At 64.5% G+C, this 16,458-nt stretch carries 13 protein-coding genes; all 13 read left to right on the top strand.

What is annotated here, in order from left to right:
- Positions 1-306 (top strand): chemotaxis protein CheW (locus IGW04_RS20240; RefSeq protein ID WP_194714904.1); only part of this gene is annotated, 306 nt, incomplete at its 5' end.
- Between the two features lie 175 nt (positions 307-481).
- Positions 482-997, top strand: a complete 516-nt coding sequence (locus tag IGW04_RS20235) for a chemotaxis protein CheW (RefSeq protein WP_194714903.1) — start codon at positions 482-484, stop codon at positions 995-997.
- A gap of 34 nt (positions 998-1,031) precedes the next feature.
- Positions 1,032-2,753 (top strand): methyl-accepting chemotaxis protein, encoded by a 1,722-nt coding sequence (locus tag IGW04_RS20230; RefSeq protein WP_194714902.1) that lies wholly within the window; start codon positions 1,032-1,034, stop codon positions 2,751-2,753.
- 36 nt (positions 2,754-2,789) lie between these two features.
- Positions 2,790-4,052 (top strand): EAL and HDOD domain-containing protein, encoded by a 1,263-nt coding sequence (locus IGW04_RS20225; RefSeq protein WP_194714901.1) that lies wholly within the window; start codon positions 2,790-2,792, stop codon positions 4,050-4,052.
- Entirely contained in the window at positions 4,052-5,176 is a 1,125-nt protein-coding gene (locus IGW04_RS20220; protein ID WP_194714911.1) for a protein-glutamate methylesterase/protein-glutamine glutaminase, read from the top strand. Before IGW04_RS20225 ends, IGW04_RS20220 begins: the two co-directional genes overlap by 1 nt.
- 114 nt (positions 5,177-5,290) lie before the next feature.
- A complete protein-coding gene (gene cheY, locus IGW04_RS20215) occupies positions 5,291-5,689 on the top strand; it encodes a chemotaxis response regulator CheY (protein WP_194714900.1) in 399 nt (132 codons plus the stop codon).
- 1 nt (position 5,690) lies between these two features.
- Positions 5,691-6,344: a protein phosphatase CheZ gene (cheZ, locus tag IGW04_RS20210; RefSeq protein WP_194714899.1), complete on the top strand. Its 654-nt coding sequence runs from the start codon at positions 5,691-5,693 to the stop codon at positions 6,342-6,344.
- Positions 6,345-6,397: 53 nt separating this feature from the next.
- Positions 6,398-7,594 (top strand): EAL and HDOD domain-containing protein, encoded by a 1,197-nt coding sequence (locus tag IGW04_RS20205; protein WP_194714898.1) that lies wholly within the window; start codon positions 6,398-6,400, stop codon positions 7,592-7,594.
- A gap of 137 nt (positions 7,595-7,731) precedes the next feature.
- Positions 7,732-9,408, top strand: coding sequence for an F-box protein (locus tag IGW04_RS20200; RefSeq protein ID WP_194714897.1), 1,677 nt, complete (start codon positions 7,732-7,734; stop codon positions 9,406-9,408).
- 448 nt (positions 9,409-9,856) lie between these two features.
- Entirely contained in the window at positions 9,857-11,005 is a 1,149-nt protein-coding gene (gene flhB / locus IGW04_RS20195) for a flagellar biosynthesis protein FlhB (RefSeq protein ID WP_194714896.1), read from the top strand.
- A gap of 250 nt (positions 11,006-11,255) precedes the next feature.
- Positions 11,256-13,343 carry a flagellar biosynthesis protein FlhA gene (flhA, locus tag IGW04_RS20190; protein WP_194714895.1) on the top strand — a complete coding sequence of 696 codons (2,088 nt, stop codon included), beginning with the start codon at positions 11,256-11,258 and terminating at the stop codon, positions 13,341-13,343.
- An 879-nt stretch (positions 13,344-14,222) separates the two neighbouring features.
- Complete coding sequence (gene flhF, locus IGW04_RS20185) at positions 14,223-15,629, top strand: flagellar biosynthesis protein FlhF (RefSeq protein WP_194714894.1); 1,407 nt, start codon at positions 14,223-14,225, stop codon at positions 15,627-15,629.
- Entirely contained in the window at positions 15,622-16,455 is an 834-nt protein-coding gene (locus tag IGW04_RS20180; protein ID WP_194714893.1) for a MinD/ParA family ATP-binding protein, read from the top strand. The genes flhF and IGW04_RS20180 overlap by 8 nt, the downstream gene beginning before the upstream one ends.
- Positions 16,456-16,458 lie beyond the last annotated feature (3 nt).

Genomic DNA, 16,458 nt, shown 5'->3' with positions numbered 1-16,458 from the left:
ATCATCGTGCCGATCGTGGACATGCGCATCAAGTTCAACCTCGGCGAGCCGCGCTATGACCAGTTCACCGTGGTGATCATCCTGTCCATCGCCGGCCGGGTGGTGGGCATGGTGGTCGACAGCGTGTCGGACGTGACGACGCTGCGGCCGGAGCAGATCCGCCCGGCGCCGGAGATGGGCACGGCGCTCAACACCGACTACCTGGTCGGCCTGGGCACGCTGGAAGAACGCATGCTGATCCTGCTCGACATCGAGCGCCTGATGTCTTCCGCCGAAATGGGCCTGATCGATCGCGCAGCGGCATGATTCATTGACGCTTCAACAAGGCTTGTCGCATCGCCGCGACAAGCCTGACCGCAAGACGAACTGGACTGCAAATACCCATCTGATTTCACCGCTGGTGGCTAAAGACTGCGTTTAAGCTGTCGATAAATTTACTAGATGCAACTTTTTGACATCCGCCATCAGATAGGGTCCCCTCATGCAAGCCAGCGTTTCCTCCCACAGCAGCATCCATGCAGCCGCGCCCGTCAGCGGCGCCGACGCGTCCGCCGGCAATGAATACCTGGCTTTCAAGCTGGGCCAGGAAGAGTACGGCATCGATATCCTGAAGGTGCAGGAAATCCGCGGCTATGAGAGCGTCACGCGCATCGCCAATGCGCCGGAGTTCATCAAGGGCGTGATCAACCTGCGCGGCATCATCGTGCCGATCGTGGACATGCGCATCAAGTTCAACCTCGGCGAGCCGCGCTATGACCAGTTCACCGTGGTGATCATCCTGTCCATCGCCGGCCGGGTGGTGGGCATGGTGGTCGACAGCGTGTCGGACGTGACGACGCTGCGGCCGGAGCAGATCCGCCCGGCGCCGGAGATGGGCACGGCGCTCAACACCGACTACCTGGTCGGCCTGGGCACGCTGGAAGAACGCATGCTGATCCTGCTCGACATCGAATGCCTGATGTCCTCCGCCGAAATGGGTTTGATCCAGCAAGCCTGACCTTTCCTACAGGACCATGATGAACAAGACAAGCATGAAAGTAGGAACCCGCCTGACGATCGGCTTTGGCGCGCTGACACTGTTTCTGGTCATCGTCGCCGGCCTGGGCATACGCAGCATGGCGCAGATTGAAAAGCGCCTGGAAGACATCGTCAATATCAATAACGCCGAAGCGACCCATGTCACCTCGATGCGTGCCACCGTGGCCGACCGCATGATCGCGCTGCGCAACCTGGCATTGCTGACGGACGAGGCGGACATGCGGCCGGAAGTGCAGCGCATTGACACCCAGGCCAAGAAATACAGCAGCCATGTGGAAAAGCTCAACGCGCTGCTTGCATCCGCGCCCAGCACGACAAAAGAAGAAAAGACGCTGATGGCCCGCATCGGGGAAGCGGAGCAGGCGGCTGCGCCGATCGTTGAGCGCGCCGCGAAGGCTGGCCTGGCCGGTGACAAGGAGGGCGCGACCCGCATCCTGATCAAGGAACTGCGGCCGGTGCAGCGCGGCTGGATGGAAAAGCTGACCGAACTGGCAGACCTGGAAGAGAAAATGTCTTCCCAGGCCATGGCGGAAGCGGGCGCCAGCTACGCTATTGCCCGCAACCTGATGCTGGCCATCAGCGCGCTGGCCGTCGCGGTGGCGATTGCAGGCGGCTGGCTGATCACGCGTTCGCTGACCCGGCAACTCGGCGGCGAACCGGACGAAGCCGTTGCCATCGCAAGCCGTATCGCCGCCGGCGACCTCGCCACCGATATCCGCCTGCGCGCCGGCGACTCCGGCAGCATGCTGTTTGCACTGAAGAAGATGCGCGACGACCTCGCTGTCATCGTGTCCCAGGTACGCGCAGGCACCGACGTCATCGCCACCGCTTCGGGCCAGATCGCATCGGGCAACATGGACCTGTCCTCGCGCACCGAACAGCAGGCTTCCTCGCTGGAGGAAACCGCCTCGTCGATGGAGGAACTGACCTCCACCGTGAAGCAGAATGCCGACAATGCCCGCCAGGCCAACCAGCTGGCGCTCACCGCGTCCGGCGTGGCCACCCAGGGCGGCGAAGTGGTGGCCCAGGTGGTCGACACCATGGCCGCCATCGACAGCTCGTCGAAGAAGATCGTCGACATCATCGGCGTGATCGACGGCATCGCCTTCCAGACCAACATCCTGGCGCTCAACGCGGCGGTGGAAGCGGCCCGCGCCGGCGAGCAGGGCCGCGGCTTCGCGGTGGTGGCCACCGAAGTGCGCAGCCTGGCGCAGAAGAGCGCGGCGGCGGCGCGCGAGATCAAGGGCCTGATCGGCGACTCGGTGGAGAAGGTCGAGGCCGGCAGCGAGCTGGTGGCGCAGGCCGGCAGCACGATCCGGGAAGTGGTGGCCAGCGTGCAGCGGGTGACCGATATCATGGCCGAGATCACTGCGGCCAGCAGCGAGCAGAGCGCCGGCATCGAGCAGGTGAACCAGGCCATTGCGCAGATGGACCAGGTGACGCAGCAGAATGCGGCGCTGGTCGAGGAAGCGGCGGCGGCGGCCGGTTCGATGCAGGACCAGGCCGCCACACTGTCGCAGGTGGTCAGCGTATTCCGCGTGCCGGGTCATGCGGCCGCGGCCGTGCCGGCGGCGTCCAGGCAGCGCACTGCGCCATCCGCATCGCCGCTTCCCGCACCCCGGCCCATTGCCGGCGCCAGCCGCGCAGTCGCCGCAGCGGCGCCCAAGCGGGTTGCCGCGCCGGCAGGCAGCGACTCGGACTGGGAAGAGTTCTGATAACCGGGCCGGGATGCCGGCCCATGCAAGGCATTCATGATGATAGAAATGGCGCAGGCAACAGGGCAGGAAGCGGCGGAAGACATTTATCTGGGGCGCCAGCCCATCGTCGACCGCGCCCAGCAATTGCAGGGCTTCGAACTGCTGTTTCGCAACAGCCTGCAGAACCGGGCCGTGGTGGTCAACGACGCGGCGGCAACATCCTCGGTGATCGTGCATACCCTGTCCGAGTTCGGCATTGACAGCGTGCTCGGCGGCCGCACCGGCTTCATCAACTGCGATACCGGTTTCCTGATGAGCGATGTGATTTCGCTGCTGCCGCATGACAAGGTGGTGCTGGAAATCCTGGAGACGACCGTCTGCGACACCGACGTGCAGCGGCGTTGCCTGGAACTGAAGGCGCTGGGCTTCCGGCTTGCGCTCGACGACTTCCGGGGCGCAACGGACAGCAACCGTTCGCTGCTGCCGATGATGGACATGATCAAGGTCGACATCTCCGGCCTTTCCGGCGACGCGCTGGAACGGGTGTCGCGCGACGTGCGCATGCTGAATGCAACCAGGCTGGCGGAAAAGGTGGAAACCCTGGTCCAGTTCCAGCATTGCCGCGACCTGGGCTATCACCTGTTCCAGGGCTATCACTTCGCCCATCCTGAAATGGTCAGCGGCCGCCGGCTGTCGTCTTCCCATGCGGCGCTGCTGCGTTTGCTGGCGATGCTGCAGCAGGACGCCGACATCCGCCAGATCGAGAACGTGTTCAAGGAACATCCGGCGCTGGCCGTGAACCTGCTGCGCCTGGCCAATTCCGCCGCAATGGGGCAGCGCCAGCCGCTGCGCTCGGTGGCCAATGCGATCGTGGTGCTGGGCCGGCGCCAGTTGCAGCGCTGGCTCCTGCTGCTGATGCTGGCCAGCGCGGACGCCGGCCTGTCCGGCGCTTCGGCCCTGCTGCACCTGGCAGCCACCCGCGGCAAGCTGATGGAATTGCTGATGCAAGCCGAACAGCCGGCGCTGGCCGACAGCGCCTTCGTCACCGGCATCGTGTCGGTGATGGACGTGCTGCTTGGCCAGCCAATACGGCAGGTGGTCGACACCCTCGGGCTGGCCGACGACATCCGGGCGGCGCTGCTCGAGCGCAGGGGGCCGATAGGCCAGCTACTGCGCCTGGCGCAGGCGCTGGAGAGCGACGACGACAGCATTGTGCGCGAATACATTGGCGCCAACGCGTCGCGCGCCGCACTCACCATCAATCACAGCCAGGGCCAGGCGCTGCTCTGGGCAAACAGGGTATTGCAGGCGGCATGATGCATGGACAAACAACAGGCGTGACGCCAGGGACGGGCGCGAAGATCAGGGTCGTGGTGGTGGACGACTCGGCGCTGATCCGCAGCGTGCTGCGTGAAATCATCGACAGCCAGCCGGACATGGAAGTGGCCGGCGTGGCGCCGGACCCGATCGTGGCGCGCGAGATGATACGCAGGCTGGACCCGGACGTGCTGACGCTGGACGTCGAGATGCCCAGGATGGACGGCCTCGATTTCCTCGAAAAGCTGATGCGGCTGCGGCCGATGCCAGTGGTGATGGTGTCGACGCTGACCGAGCGCGGCTCGGAGATCACGATGCGGGCGCTGGAACTGGGCGCGGTCGACTTCGTCACCAAGCCCAAGATCTCGATCCAGCACGGCATGCAGGAATATGCCGATACCATCGCCGACAAGATCCGCGCCGCCGCCCGCGCCCGCATCCGCCGGCATGTGCCGGCGCCGGGCGGCGCGGGCGCGCCGGCGGCCAGCGCGGCCAGGCCGCTGCCGGCGCTGGCCAATCCGCTTGCCAGCAGTGAAAAACTGATCATCATCGGCGCCTCCACCGGCGGTACCGAAGCGATCAAGGAATTTTTGCTGCAGATGCCGCCGGACTGCCCCGGCATCCTGATCGTGCAGCACATGCCGGAAGGCTTCACCCGTTCCTTCGCCGAGCGGCTGGACAAGCTGTGTCGCATCGCGGTGGCCGAAGCGGTGCATGGCGAGCGGGTGCTGCCTGGCCATGCCTATCTCGCGCCCGGCCATTCGCACCTGCTGCTGGCGCGCAGCGGCGCCAACTATGTGACCCAGCTCGACCAGGGGCCGCCGGTCAACCGCCACCGGCCTTCGGTGGACGTGCTGTTCCGCTCGGCCGCGCTGCATGCCGGCAAGAACGCGGTCGGCGTGATCCTGACCGGCATGGGCCGCGACGGCGCCGCCGGCATGCTGGAAATGCGCCACGCCGGCGCCTGGAACGTGGCACAGGATGAGGCAAGCTGCGTGGTGTTCGGCATGCCGCGCGAGGCGATCGCAGTGGGCGCGACCCATGAAGCCGGACCGCTGAAGGAATTGCCCGGCATGGTGCTGGCGCAGCTGACCCGCCAGGGCGGCCGCGCGCTGAGGGTATGAAATGCATTGAATCAATGCTGTAAAAAAATGCCCGGCGCCGGTGCGCCGGGGCTCAAGTTTTTGATGTGACCTGCCGATATGCAGATATCGGTGTAAGGATTGAATGGAGCAATGATGGCTGATCCGAAAATGAAGTTTCTGGTGGTAGACGATTTCTCGACCATGCGCCGCATCGTGCGCAACCTGTTGAAGGAACTGGGCTACAGCAATGTGGACGAGGCTGAAGACGGCGCGATGGCGCTGTCCAAGCTCAAGAACGAGCAGTTCGACTTCGTGATCTCCGACTGGAACATGCCGGTGATGAACGGGCTGGACATGCTGAAGAGCATCCGCGCCGACGCCGCGCTGGCCAAGCTGCCGGTGCTGATGGTGACGGCCGAGGCGAAGAAGGAAAACATCATCGCTGCCGCCCAGGCCGGCGCCAACGGCTATGTGGTCAAGCCGTTCACCGCAGCCACGCTGGACGAGAAGCTGGCGAAGATCTTCGAAAAACTCGAAAAAGTCGGAGCCTGACATGGAAGCCGCGCGGCCGGACCTGACGGCGCAGGGCGGAGAAGGGCAGTTGCAGGAAGCGTTGCTGGCGCGGGTCGGCCAGATGACGCGCAGCCTGCACGACAGCCTGCGCGGCCTCGACTTCGACAAGCTGATCGAACGCGCCGCCTACGACATCCCGGACGCGCGCGACCGGCTCGACTATGTCGCCCGCCTGACCGAGCAGGCGGCGCAGAAGGTGTTGAACGCCACCGAGCTGGCCAGTCCGCTGCAGGACGGCCTGGCCAGCGGCGCCGATGCGCTGGCCAGGGACTGGCGCGCCGCGCTGGCGGATGACAGCATGCCGGCGGCAAGCCGCGCGCTGGCCGAGCGCACCCTGGGCTATCTGGCGCAGGCAAAGGCGGACAGCGACACCACGCGCGCCCATCTGATGGACATCATGATGGCGCAGGACTTCCAGGACCTGACCGGGCAGGTGATACGCAAGGTCACCGAACTGGCGCATGGCCTGGAGCAGCAGCTGGTGCAGCTGCTGGTGGACTATGCGCCGGGCGACGTCCGGCGTGAAACCAATACCGGCCTGCTCAATGGTCCGCAGATCAACCCGAACGCCAGCCCCGACGTGGTGGCGGACCAGGCGCAGGTCGACGATCTGCTGGAAAGCCTGGGCTTCTAGCCAGCCCCGCATTCCTTCCAACGCCTTTTTTCAACCAGCCTTGCAGCCGACCGATGTCCCAATCCCATTTCCTGGTGCGCACCGCCTTGCTCGATCCGGCGCGCAAGGTGGTCGCGCATCGATTTGCCTGGCAGCGCAATGCGCCCGGCGCGTCGGACGACGCGCTGGCGCTGCAGCTTGCGGCCGGCCTGCACGATGAGGAAAAGGGATGGCTGCTGGCCGATGGCCACCTGATACTGCCCGCCACACCGGAAGCCCTGGACGCAATCGTCGCCACGCCGCTGCCGCCGGCGGCGCTCACGCTGTCGCTTGACGCCGCAACGCTGCAAGGGACGCAAGGGCAGGGCTGCGCCGCCGGGCTGCGCCGCAAGGGCTATGGCCTGACGCTGCGTGACGCCGATGCCGACGGCGTCGACGCCGCACTGTGCGGCCATGCAACCCAGCTCGAGCTCGATGGCGCCGCATCCGGGCTTTCCGCCCGCTTGAAACACGTCGCCGCCATGCGCCGCCCGTCAACCCGCATTGCCCTGTCCGGCATTGGCGTCTGGGCGCATTACGATACCTGCGCCAAGGCGGGCCTGCATGTCTATGCCGACCAGCTCCTGCGCGCGCCTGCGCCACCGCAGGATGCACGCGGCCTGAATGCATCGCAGAGCGTGATCCTGCAGCTGATGAATCTGGTTAACCGCAATGCCGACCTGCGCGAACTGGAAGCCGTGCTGAAGCGTGATCCGGCAATTTCCTACAAGCTGTTCCGGTATATCAATTCGGTCGGCTTCGGCCTGGGTGCGGAAATCAACTCGATCCGCCACGCGGTGACGCTGCTGGGCTACGCCACGCTGAACCGCTGGCTGGCGCTGCTGCTGGCCACCGCCAGCGCCAGCGAATATGCCGCGCCGCTGATGAAGACCGCCATCATCCGCGGCCGCTTCGCCGAGTTGCTCGGCCTGTACCTGCTGCCCCGCAACGAAGCCGAAAACCTGTTCGTGGCCGGCATGTTCTCGATGCTGGACCGGCTGCTGGGCATGACGATGGCCGAGGCGCTGGCGCAGATACCGCTGTCCGAAGCGCTGTGCCAGGCGCTGCTGTCGCGCCAGGGCATCTATGGCCCGTTCCTGGCGCTGGCCGAAAGCTGCGAGCAGCCGGACGGCGACAGCGCGACGCTGGCCGATGCGCTGTTCCTTTCGGCCGAGCAGGTCAACCGCGCCCATCTGGCGGCGCTGGCCTGGGCGCAGAACCTGAAGCTGTAAGGCAACACGCCATTCCTCGCGGTTGCGCTGGCCGGCTGGCTTGCGCTGCCGGTCGCTGTTATGTTCCCCGATGCGCGTCAGGCCGAAGGCTTGGCCGGTTACCTTGCCGTCCAACCTTGTTAATGAAAGAGCCTGTCATGGATTCAACCCCAGCAATGTCCAACCGCGCGTTCGCGTCGGTGCAAGCAAATCCCGTAACCATTCCATCCGGCAGCAACGCCATGTTGGTGCCTGTTCTGCGCAGCGATCCGCAGCGCCCGGAAAATCTGATGCTGCCGGTCGACGTCCTCGAGCAAATCTTCAAGTTTCTGTCGGTGAGGGAGTGCGGCTCGCTGTTCCAGGTTTGCACTTCATGGAATCTGGCTGGCGCGCGGTTGCGGCAGGCAGCGAGCCATCTTAGCCAGATGCGCAGTTTCGACACGGGCAACTTGTTCAAGTCCTTGCAGCCCGCTCAATTTGAGGAACACCTCGGTGCCGTATTTGCACTGCCGCCCGCGGACATGCTTGATGGCTTGATAATGTTGAGCCGCCTGCTGAAAAGCCTGTCTCCAGGCATGGTTCCGGGCGTGCTGTCGCTGCTGCAGAAGAAGCTGGAATCCACGCCGCTCGAAGTGCAGCGCAGGGTCTGGTGCTCCGTGGCGCGATCTCTGTCTGGCAAGGGGCGGCGGCAGGAAATCGATTTCATCATTGCCGCAACGTCCCGGTTGCCTCTCCTGTCTCAGGCGCTGGTGCTTGCCGGCTTGTGCCATGACATGCCTGAGACCGATGGTCGGCTCGATATCATCATTGCTGCCTCTTCCCGTTTCGACCTTGGTGAAATGGAAAGCGAGGGGGATGCCGGCCTGGCCACGACAATGAACGCGCTCGCCTGCGCCGAGGAAGCTGCGAACGTAAAGCGGCTGAAGTTCTGCTTGTTTGGTTATTACCGCATGCCGTTCTTGTCCTTCGGTACGCCGGCTAGAAAAGACGTTGCGTATATTGCCGACATTGCCAGCGGTATCCTCCAGATGAATCTGAGCCATTCGGAAAAGCTTGAGTTGCTGCTCCACAGAAACCACCAGGGCCTACCCTGGCTGGCGCAGGAGTTGCGTAATCCTGCAAGCAGTTCTCTTTGCGGGGCTTACATGAAAGCGGTATCGCATTGCCCGCTTGCGTCCGAAGATCTCATCCTCTTATTGAGCGGCTACGACGAGGATGGCATGCCTGCATTTGGCAAGATGATCCGGGATATAGCCGATTCCAGGTTTCTCGATGTGGAGTATGAAAAGGGTAATTTTTCAGCAAGGGGAAACTGCCTTGCTTGCAGCCAGGAGTATATCGACCAGATAAGCAGTAATTCCGCATTGCCGTCAGGAGTAAAGGTTACGCTGTTGCGGGCTCAAATGAAAGGAAGCGATGTGGCAAGGGAGGTGGTCAGAAGTCGCGCAGTCGAGTCGATTGGCACCGAGCTGGAGGCTATTCTGAAGTTGGTCATGAAGGGAAGGCACGAAGATAACAGGCATCTCGACAATCGCGTTCCAAATGGCGACGCGCCGTTCTTTGGACTGTCGATGATTGATTCGCTGTTCCACGATTCACTTCAAGAAACCATGATGGCCTACATGGACTCCATATCGAACAGCAAGCTGTCCAACGAGGAAAAGTTTGGCGTATTGCGCCTGGCGCACGCCGATCGGCTTGATATCGGCGGTATGTACGGTGCCTATGGCACGTACTGTTCAGGCATACGACGAAGCGGCTTGCCTGGGACGATGCAAACGGCGCTGCAACAGGAACTCAATGTCAAATTTGAACTTCCCTGCAGTATTCTGTGAGTCACGGTGAGGCATGGCAAGCCGCAGCACCGCGCTACCGTGAGCGCTGCGGCAGATCGAAGCCTGTGCCTGGATGCACACCGAACGGTGAGTCGACAAGCGTCGCTGCAGGAGGACGGCGCCCCAGCCGTGCCGCAAGCCCTGAAAGCAAGCGCTGGTAACGTGCTACCCGGGACAAGCGGGCATCTTGCCACGCAATCGTGAAGCATCCGGCCAGCCAATGTGGCGCAGTGTAAAAGGAGAATGCAGCACCCTGCGTTGCAGGAAAGGCAAGCTATCCGGCCTGGGGCTTGCGGTTCTGATTCCATGCAATCCGGAATAGGGCTGCGCAGGAAACAGCAAGTCGTTTGCCCCGCTGTTCTGCAAATGGAGATTCCTGCCCTGACGGGATAATCCTTCCGGACATCGCGCTTTTGCCAAACGCGCATGCCCATAGCCGGAGCGCCGAATGGCCGAAGACAGCGAACTTGAAAAAACCGAACCAGCCTCACAGAAACGCCTCGATGAGGCGCGCGAGCAGGGCAATGTGCCGCGCTCGCGCGAACTGGCGACCTGCAGCGTGCTGCTGGTCGCCGGTTGCGCGCTGTGGATGCTGGGCGGCCGGCTGACCGCGCAATTGGGCAGCCTGCTGGCCAACAGCCTGAGCTTCGAGCGGGGTCAGGCATTCGACATGGACCTGCTGGTATCGCGCGCGGCCTCGCTCTTGATCGATGTGCTGCTGGCATTCGCGCCGGTGGCCGCGGCACTGATGCTGGTGGCGGTCGGCGCGCCGCTCTTGATCGGCGGCTGGAACTTCAGCAGCAAGGCCTTCATGCCCAACTTCGGCAAGCTGAACCCCCTGAGCGGCCTGGGCAACCTGGTGTCGTCGAACGCGCTGGTGGAGCTGGGCAAGGCCATAGGCAAGACCATCCTGGTGGGCATCGTCGCCTGGATCGTCTTGCGCGGCGAACAGGATGCGGTGATGGCGCTGGCGCTGGAGCCGCTCAACGTCGGCAGCGCCCATCTGGGCCAGCTGCTGCTGCAATCCTTCATGCTGATCGTCGCCGCGCTGGTGGCCATTGCCGCCATCGACGTGCCGTACCAGCTATGGCACCACGCCAGCCAGCTGAAGATGACGCGCGAGGAGCTGCGCCAGGAAGCCAAGGAATCCGAAGGCAATCCGGAAATCAAGGCCAAGATCCGCGCCACCCAGCGCGAGATGGCGCGGCGCCGCATGATGTCGGAAATCCCGACCGCCGACGTGGTGGTGACCAACCCGACCCACTTTGCGGTGGCGCTGAAATACACCGACGGCAAGATGCGCGCGCCCAAGGTGGTGGCCAAGGGCGCCGACGAAGTCGCGGCGAAGATCCGCGAACTCGCGGCCGAGCACCATGTGCCGCTTCTGGAAGCGCCGCCGCTGGCGCGCGCATTGTTCCGCCATGCCGAGCTGGGCGACGAGATCCCGGAAGCGCTGTACACCGCGGTGGCGGAGGTATTGGCCTATGTGTTCCAGTTGAAGGCCCATGCCAGCCATGGCGGCCTGCGGCCGACGCCGCCGACGGCGCTGGAGGTGCCGCCGGGCATGGACCCGCTGGAGCAGGATCAAAAGGAATGAATCAGCACGCCCGGCAGCAGGCCTGCTCCATCAGGGCAAAGGCTGCCGAGGCAAAAAAGCGGCATAAGCACCCCGTTGTTCCCTCGATCTAACTCTCTTCGCATCGCCAATAATTCCTCCGGCAATATCCCGATGGCGCCATTCCGGCGCCGGGGCGCACCACAGGAGCGGCATTGGCTACCACCGAGATTCATGCAAACATTGATCCGTCAGCGCGGAAGGGGTTGTTCTGCCTGCACGGAGCAGCGCAATGAACGGCCTGGCCCTGCCAGCATGGATGCGCAACGCGAACTCCAAGGCCCTGGCCGCGCCGGCCATCATCATCATGATGCTGGCGATGATGGTGCTGCCGCTTCCGGCCATGGTGCTGGACATGTTCTTCAGCTTCAATATCGCGCTGTCGGTCATCATCCTGCTGACCAGCCTGTACACCATCAAGCCGCTGGACTTCATGGCCTTCCCGGCGGTGCTTCTGGTGTCGACCATGCTGCGCCTCTCGCTCAACGTGGCTTCCACCCGCGTGGTGCTGACGGAGGGCCATACCGGCCCGGACGCGGCCGGCAAGGTGGTGGAGGCTTTCGGCCACTTCCTGATCGGCGGCAATTACACCGTCGGCATCGTGGTCTTCATCATCCTGACCATCATCAACTTCACCGTCGTCACCAAGGGCGCCGGCCGTATCGCGGAAGTGGGCGCGCGCTTCGCCCTTGACGCCATGCCGGGCAAGCAGATGGCGATCGACGCCGATCTCAACGCCGGCCTGATCGCCGAGGCCGAGGCGCGCCGCCGCCGCACCGAAGTGGCCCAGGAAGCCGAGTTCTATGGCGCCATGGACGGCGCCTCCAAGTACGTGCGCGGCGATGCCATCGCCGGCATCATGGTGACCCTGATCAACGTGGTTGGCGGCCTGGTGGTGGGCATGGTGCAGCATGACATGGCCTTCGATGCCGCGATCAAGAACTACACCCTGCTGGCCATCGGCGACGGCCTGGTGGCGCAGCTGCCGTCGCTGATCATTTCCACCGCGGCCGGCGTGATCGTCTCGCGGGTGGCATCCGAGCATGACATCGGCAGCCAGCTGATGAACCAGCTGTTCGCCAAGCCCCAGGTGCTGATGATCACCGCCGGCATCCTGGGCGGCATGGGCATCATCCCCGGCATGCCGCACGTGCCATTCCTGTTCCTGGCCGGCGTGCTGGGCGGCGGCGCCTACCTGCTCAAGAAGCGCGCCGAGGAAGCCGCCGCGGCGCCGATGGCGGAAGCCGCGCCCGCGCTGCCGGCCCCGGAAACCGAGGAAGCCACCTGGCAGGACATCGTGCCGGTCGACACCCTGGGCCTGGAAGTGGGCTACCGCCTGATTCCGCTGGTGGACAAGACGCAGGGCGGCGAGCTGCTGAAGCGCATCAAGGGCATCAGGAAGAAGTTTGCGCAGGAAGTGGGTTTCCTGTCGCCGCCGGTGCATATCCGCGACAACCTGGAGCTGAAGCCTTCCGGCTACCGCATTGCATTGAAGGGCGTGGAAATTGGCGTCGGCGAAGCGCATGCCGGCCAGTTCCTGGCGATCAACCCCGGCATGGTCACCGGCACGCTGCCCGGCACCGTCACCAGCGACCCGGCCTTCGGCCTGCCCGCCACCTGGATCGACGCCAGCCTGCGCGACGAGGCCCAGGCCATGGGCTATACCGTGGTGGATGCCGGCACCGTGGTGGCCACCCATCTGAACCATTTGATCACGATGCATGCGGCCGAGCTGCTGGGGCGCGGCGAGCTGCAGCAACTGATCGATCACCTGAACAAGGAGTCGCCCAAGCTGCTGGACGACCTGGTGCCCAAGATGCTGCCGCTGTCGACCTTGCAGAAGGTGCTGCAGAACCTGCTGACCGAAGGCATTCATATCCGCGACATGCGGACCATCGTCGAGACCCTGGCCGAGAATGCCGGCCACTTCCAGGATGCCGGCGACCTGACCGCGCTGGTGCGCATTGCGCTCGGCCGCGCCATCGTCCAGCAACTGTTCCCGAACGGCGGCGAACTGACCGTGATGGCGCTGGACAACCGGCTGGAGCGGCTGCTGATGCAGGCATTGCAAACCAGCGGCCCCGACGGCGCCGGCATCGAGCCGGGCCTGGCCGACACGCTCGTGATGCAGACCGCCGAGGCGGTGCAGCGCCAGGAGCAAATGGGCATCACGCCGGTGCTGCTGGTGCCGGGCCAGTTGCGTGCGGTGCTGTCGCGCTTTCTGCGTCGCAGCCTGCCGCAGCTGAAGCTGCTGTCGCATGCGGAGATACCGGATTCCAAGACCATCAAGGTGACGGCGCTGGTGGGAGGGCAGGGTTAAGGCCAGTCGCAGGCGCTAACGCGTCACAGGAAAATCTCGCAGTTCATCCGGCATGTGATGCGTGCTGAAGTAGGATGCATGTAACAGGCCGGTGCGGCGCGACGTGCAGGCAGTCCCATGCAATGGAAGGTTGGTGGTCGTAGGGTGGAATACCCCGAAGGGGCATTCCACCTTTGGTCGAGCAAGTCATGGCTTTAGATTTACCTGTCGTTCCAAAGCCAAAGCCAAAGCCAAAGCCAAAGCCAAAGCCAAAGCCAAAGCCAAAGCGCCAGTGCTGCCAGCGCGTTGCCGGGTGACGCAATGCGGCTGCACTGCCGTGGAGACAAGCCGGGAATCCGTCCCGGCGGCCGGGTCACTTTTTTTGCTTCGCCAAAAAAAAGTAACCAAAAAAAGGCGACCCGGTGATCGCGCCCCGCTAGCGCGGGGTACCGCTGACACGGCGCGCTCAACGGGATTTCACTTCAAAAGCAACGGCAACGGCAACGGCAACGGCAACGGCAACGGCCACTTCAACAGCAACGGCAACTGTCGCTTCGCGGACGTCAGACACAACAATGGCAACTGCGCCGCTGCCGCAACGGCAGATTAAATTGCGACTTCCTTCCTGCGGTTTTCCAGCCGCCGGGGAAAAAGGCCTATAAACCCCTCCTGTTCCCCCGATGCAACTTCTCTGTGATCCTCAATAATCTGTCCTGTAAGAAATCCCTGCGCAGCACCGGCGCCGGATCACACCACAGGAGCGGCATTGGCTAACAGCGACTTTCATGCAGATACTGGACCAGCGGCATGCAGCGGCATGCACGGAATCAGGCTGCCGTCGCTGGCCGGAATGCCGCCCGCCAAGAACATCAAAGTGACTGCCCTGATGGGAGGCCAAGCATGAACGTCAAGAAATTCTCTGCCCAGACATCGCGTGAAGCATTGCGCATGGTGCGCGACGCCCTGGGTGCCGACGCGGTGATCCTGTCCAATCGCACGGTCAACGGCAGCGTCGAAGTGCTGGCCCTGGCTAGTGCCGACATGGCATCCCTGGCCGAGCCGGCGGCAGATGCGGAAGTGCTGCCGCAACCTCTGGTAGCGGCGTTGGCAGGCAAGCGCCTGCCAGCCGCGGCACAGGCAGCGGCCACGGCGGCCGCTCCCGCAAAGGCGCCAGTGCCGGCGCCTGCCCAACCGCAGGTGCGCAACGGCTCGGCCGCCAGCGCCTTCGAGCGCCTGCGCCCGACTCCAGTAGCCGAGCCGGTACCCGTGGCTGCTGCGCCCGTCCAGCGCCAGAGCGCGCCGCAGCCGCGTGCCGCCGCCCCAGCCGACAGCACCCAGGCCGAAATGCGCCAGATGATGGAAGAACTCCGCTCGATGCGCAGCATGATGGAAGCCCAGCTGGCCGAGATATCCTGGGGCGCGCAGCATCGCCGCGAGCCGATGAAGGCCACCGTGATGCGCGAAATGCTGGCCGCCGGCTTTTCCGCCAGCCTGGCGCGCTATCTCACTGAAAAGCTGCCCGAGCATGACGGCGTCGATGGCATGGCCTGGATCAAGGGCGTCCTGATGCGCAACCTGTCAGCCGCGCCCGATGAAAACGCGATTCTCGACAACGGCGGCGTGTTCGCGCTGGTCGGGCCGACCGGCGTGGGCAAGACCACCACCACCGCCAAGCTGGCGGCGCGCTGCGTGATGCGCCACGGCGCCGGCAAGCTGGCCCTGATCACCACCGACGGCTACCGCATAGGCGGCTTCGAGCAACTGCGCATCTACGGCAAGATCCTCGGCGTGATGGTGCATTCGGTGAAGGATGAAGCCGACCTGCGCATCGCGCTGTCCGAGCTGAAGAACAAGCACACCGTGCTGATCGACACCGCCGGCGCCAGCCAGCGCGACCAGATGGTGGCGGAGCAGGTGGCGATGCTGTCCGGCGCCGACACCCCGGTCAAGCGCATCCTGTGCATGTCGGCCACCTCCACCGGCGAGACCCTCAATGAAGTGGTGCGCGCCTACAAGGGCAACGGCCTGGCCGGCGCCATCATCACCAAGCTCGACGAGGCCGCCACCATCGGCAGCGTGCTGGACGTGATCATCCGCCAGAAGCTGCAGCTGCAATACATCGCCAATGGCCAGCGGGTGCCGGAAGACCTGCACCTGGCGCGCCCGAACTTCCTGATCGACCGCGCCTTCAAGATGAAGCGCGAGACCGCGCCGTTCCAGTACCAGGATGACGAGCTGCCGCTGGTGATCGGCAACACCGCCCGCATGATGAATGACCAGTCGCTGCGCGAGGTGGCAATTGGCTAGCATCCGCATCGACCAGGCCGAAGGCCTGCGCCGCATGATCGCCAAGCCGGCGCCGCGGGTGCTGACCTTTCTGTCTGCCACGCCCGACCATGAAAAGAGCGCCACGCTGCTTAACCTGGGCGCCTCGCTGGCCCGCGCCGGCAGCGGCGTGCTGCTGCTCGACGCCTGCGCCACCGCGCGCGGCGTGGGTGCGGGGCTGGACCGCATGCACGGCGGCACCCTGCTGCAGGCGGCGCGCGCACAAGCGCGGCTGGCCGACGTGGTGCTGCCTATGCCGCAGGGCTTCGGTATCGCCGTGATGGCGCGCGGCAGCACCAGTGCCTTCGAGCGCGAGCATCTGTCGGCGCTGTTTGCCAGGCTTTCCCTGGACAACGACATCGTGCTGGTCGATGCCGAGCTCGATGCCGGCAACGCGCTGCCGCTGGACGCAATGGGCGAGGGCGACATCGTGGTGCAGGTGGAAGACAGCCCGGAATCGATTACCGCCGCGTACGCGCTGATCAAGCGGGTGTCCGAGCGTTATGGACGCCGCCCGGTCAGCGTGCTGGTAACGGGCGCCGGCATCGTGCGCGCCGGCATGATCTACAGGAATATCGCAGCGGCCGCCCGCCGTTACCTGGCGCTGGAGCTGCAATCCATCGGGTCGGTTCCGCATGACGAGCACCTGGTGCGGGCCACCCGCCTGGGCCGCACCGTGATCGACGCATTTCCACTGGCGGGCGCCTCCGTGGCGTTCCGCGACCTGGCTGGCCGCTTTTCCCGCTGCGCGATGCAGGCGGGCGGCCGGCGCAGCGCGCTGCCCTGCGGCGCCACCATCGGGGCTTGAAGC

Origin of the sequence: Noviherbaspirillum soli (assembly GCF_015352955.1) — a bacterium.
Lineage (GTDB): Bacteria > Pseudomonadota > Gammaproteobacteria > Burkholderiales > Burkholderiaceae_D > Noviherbaspirillum_A > Noviherbaspirillum_A soli.
The sequence above is the reverse complement of the archived record's forward strand: the minus strand, read 5'-3'. Positions and strand labels throughout refer to the sequence as shown.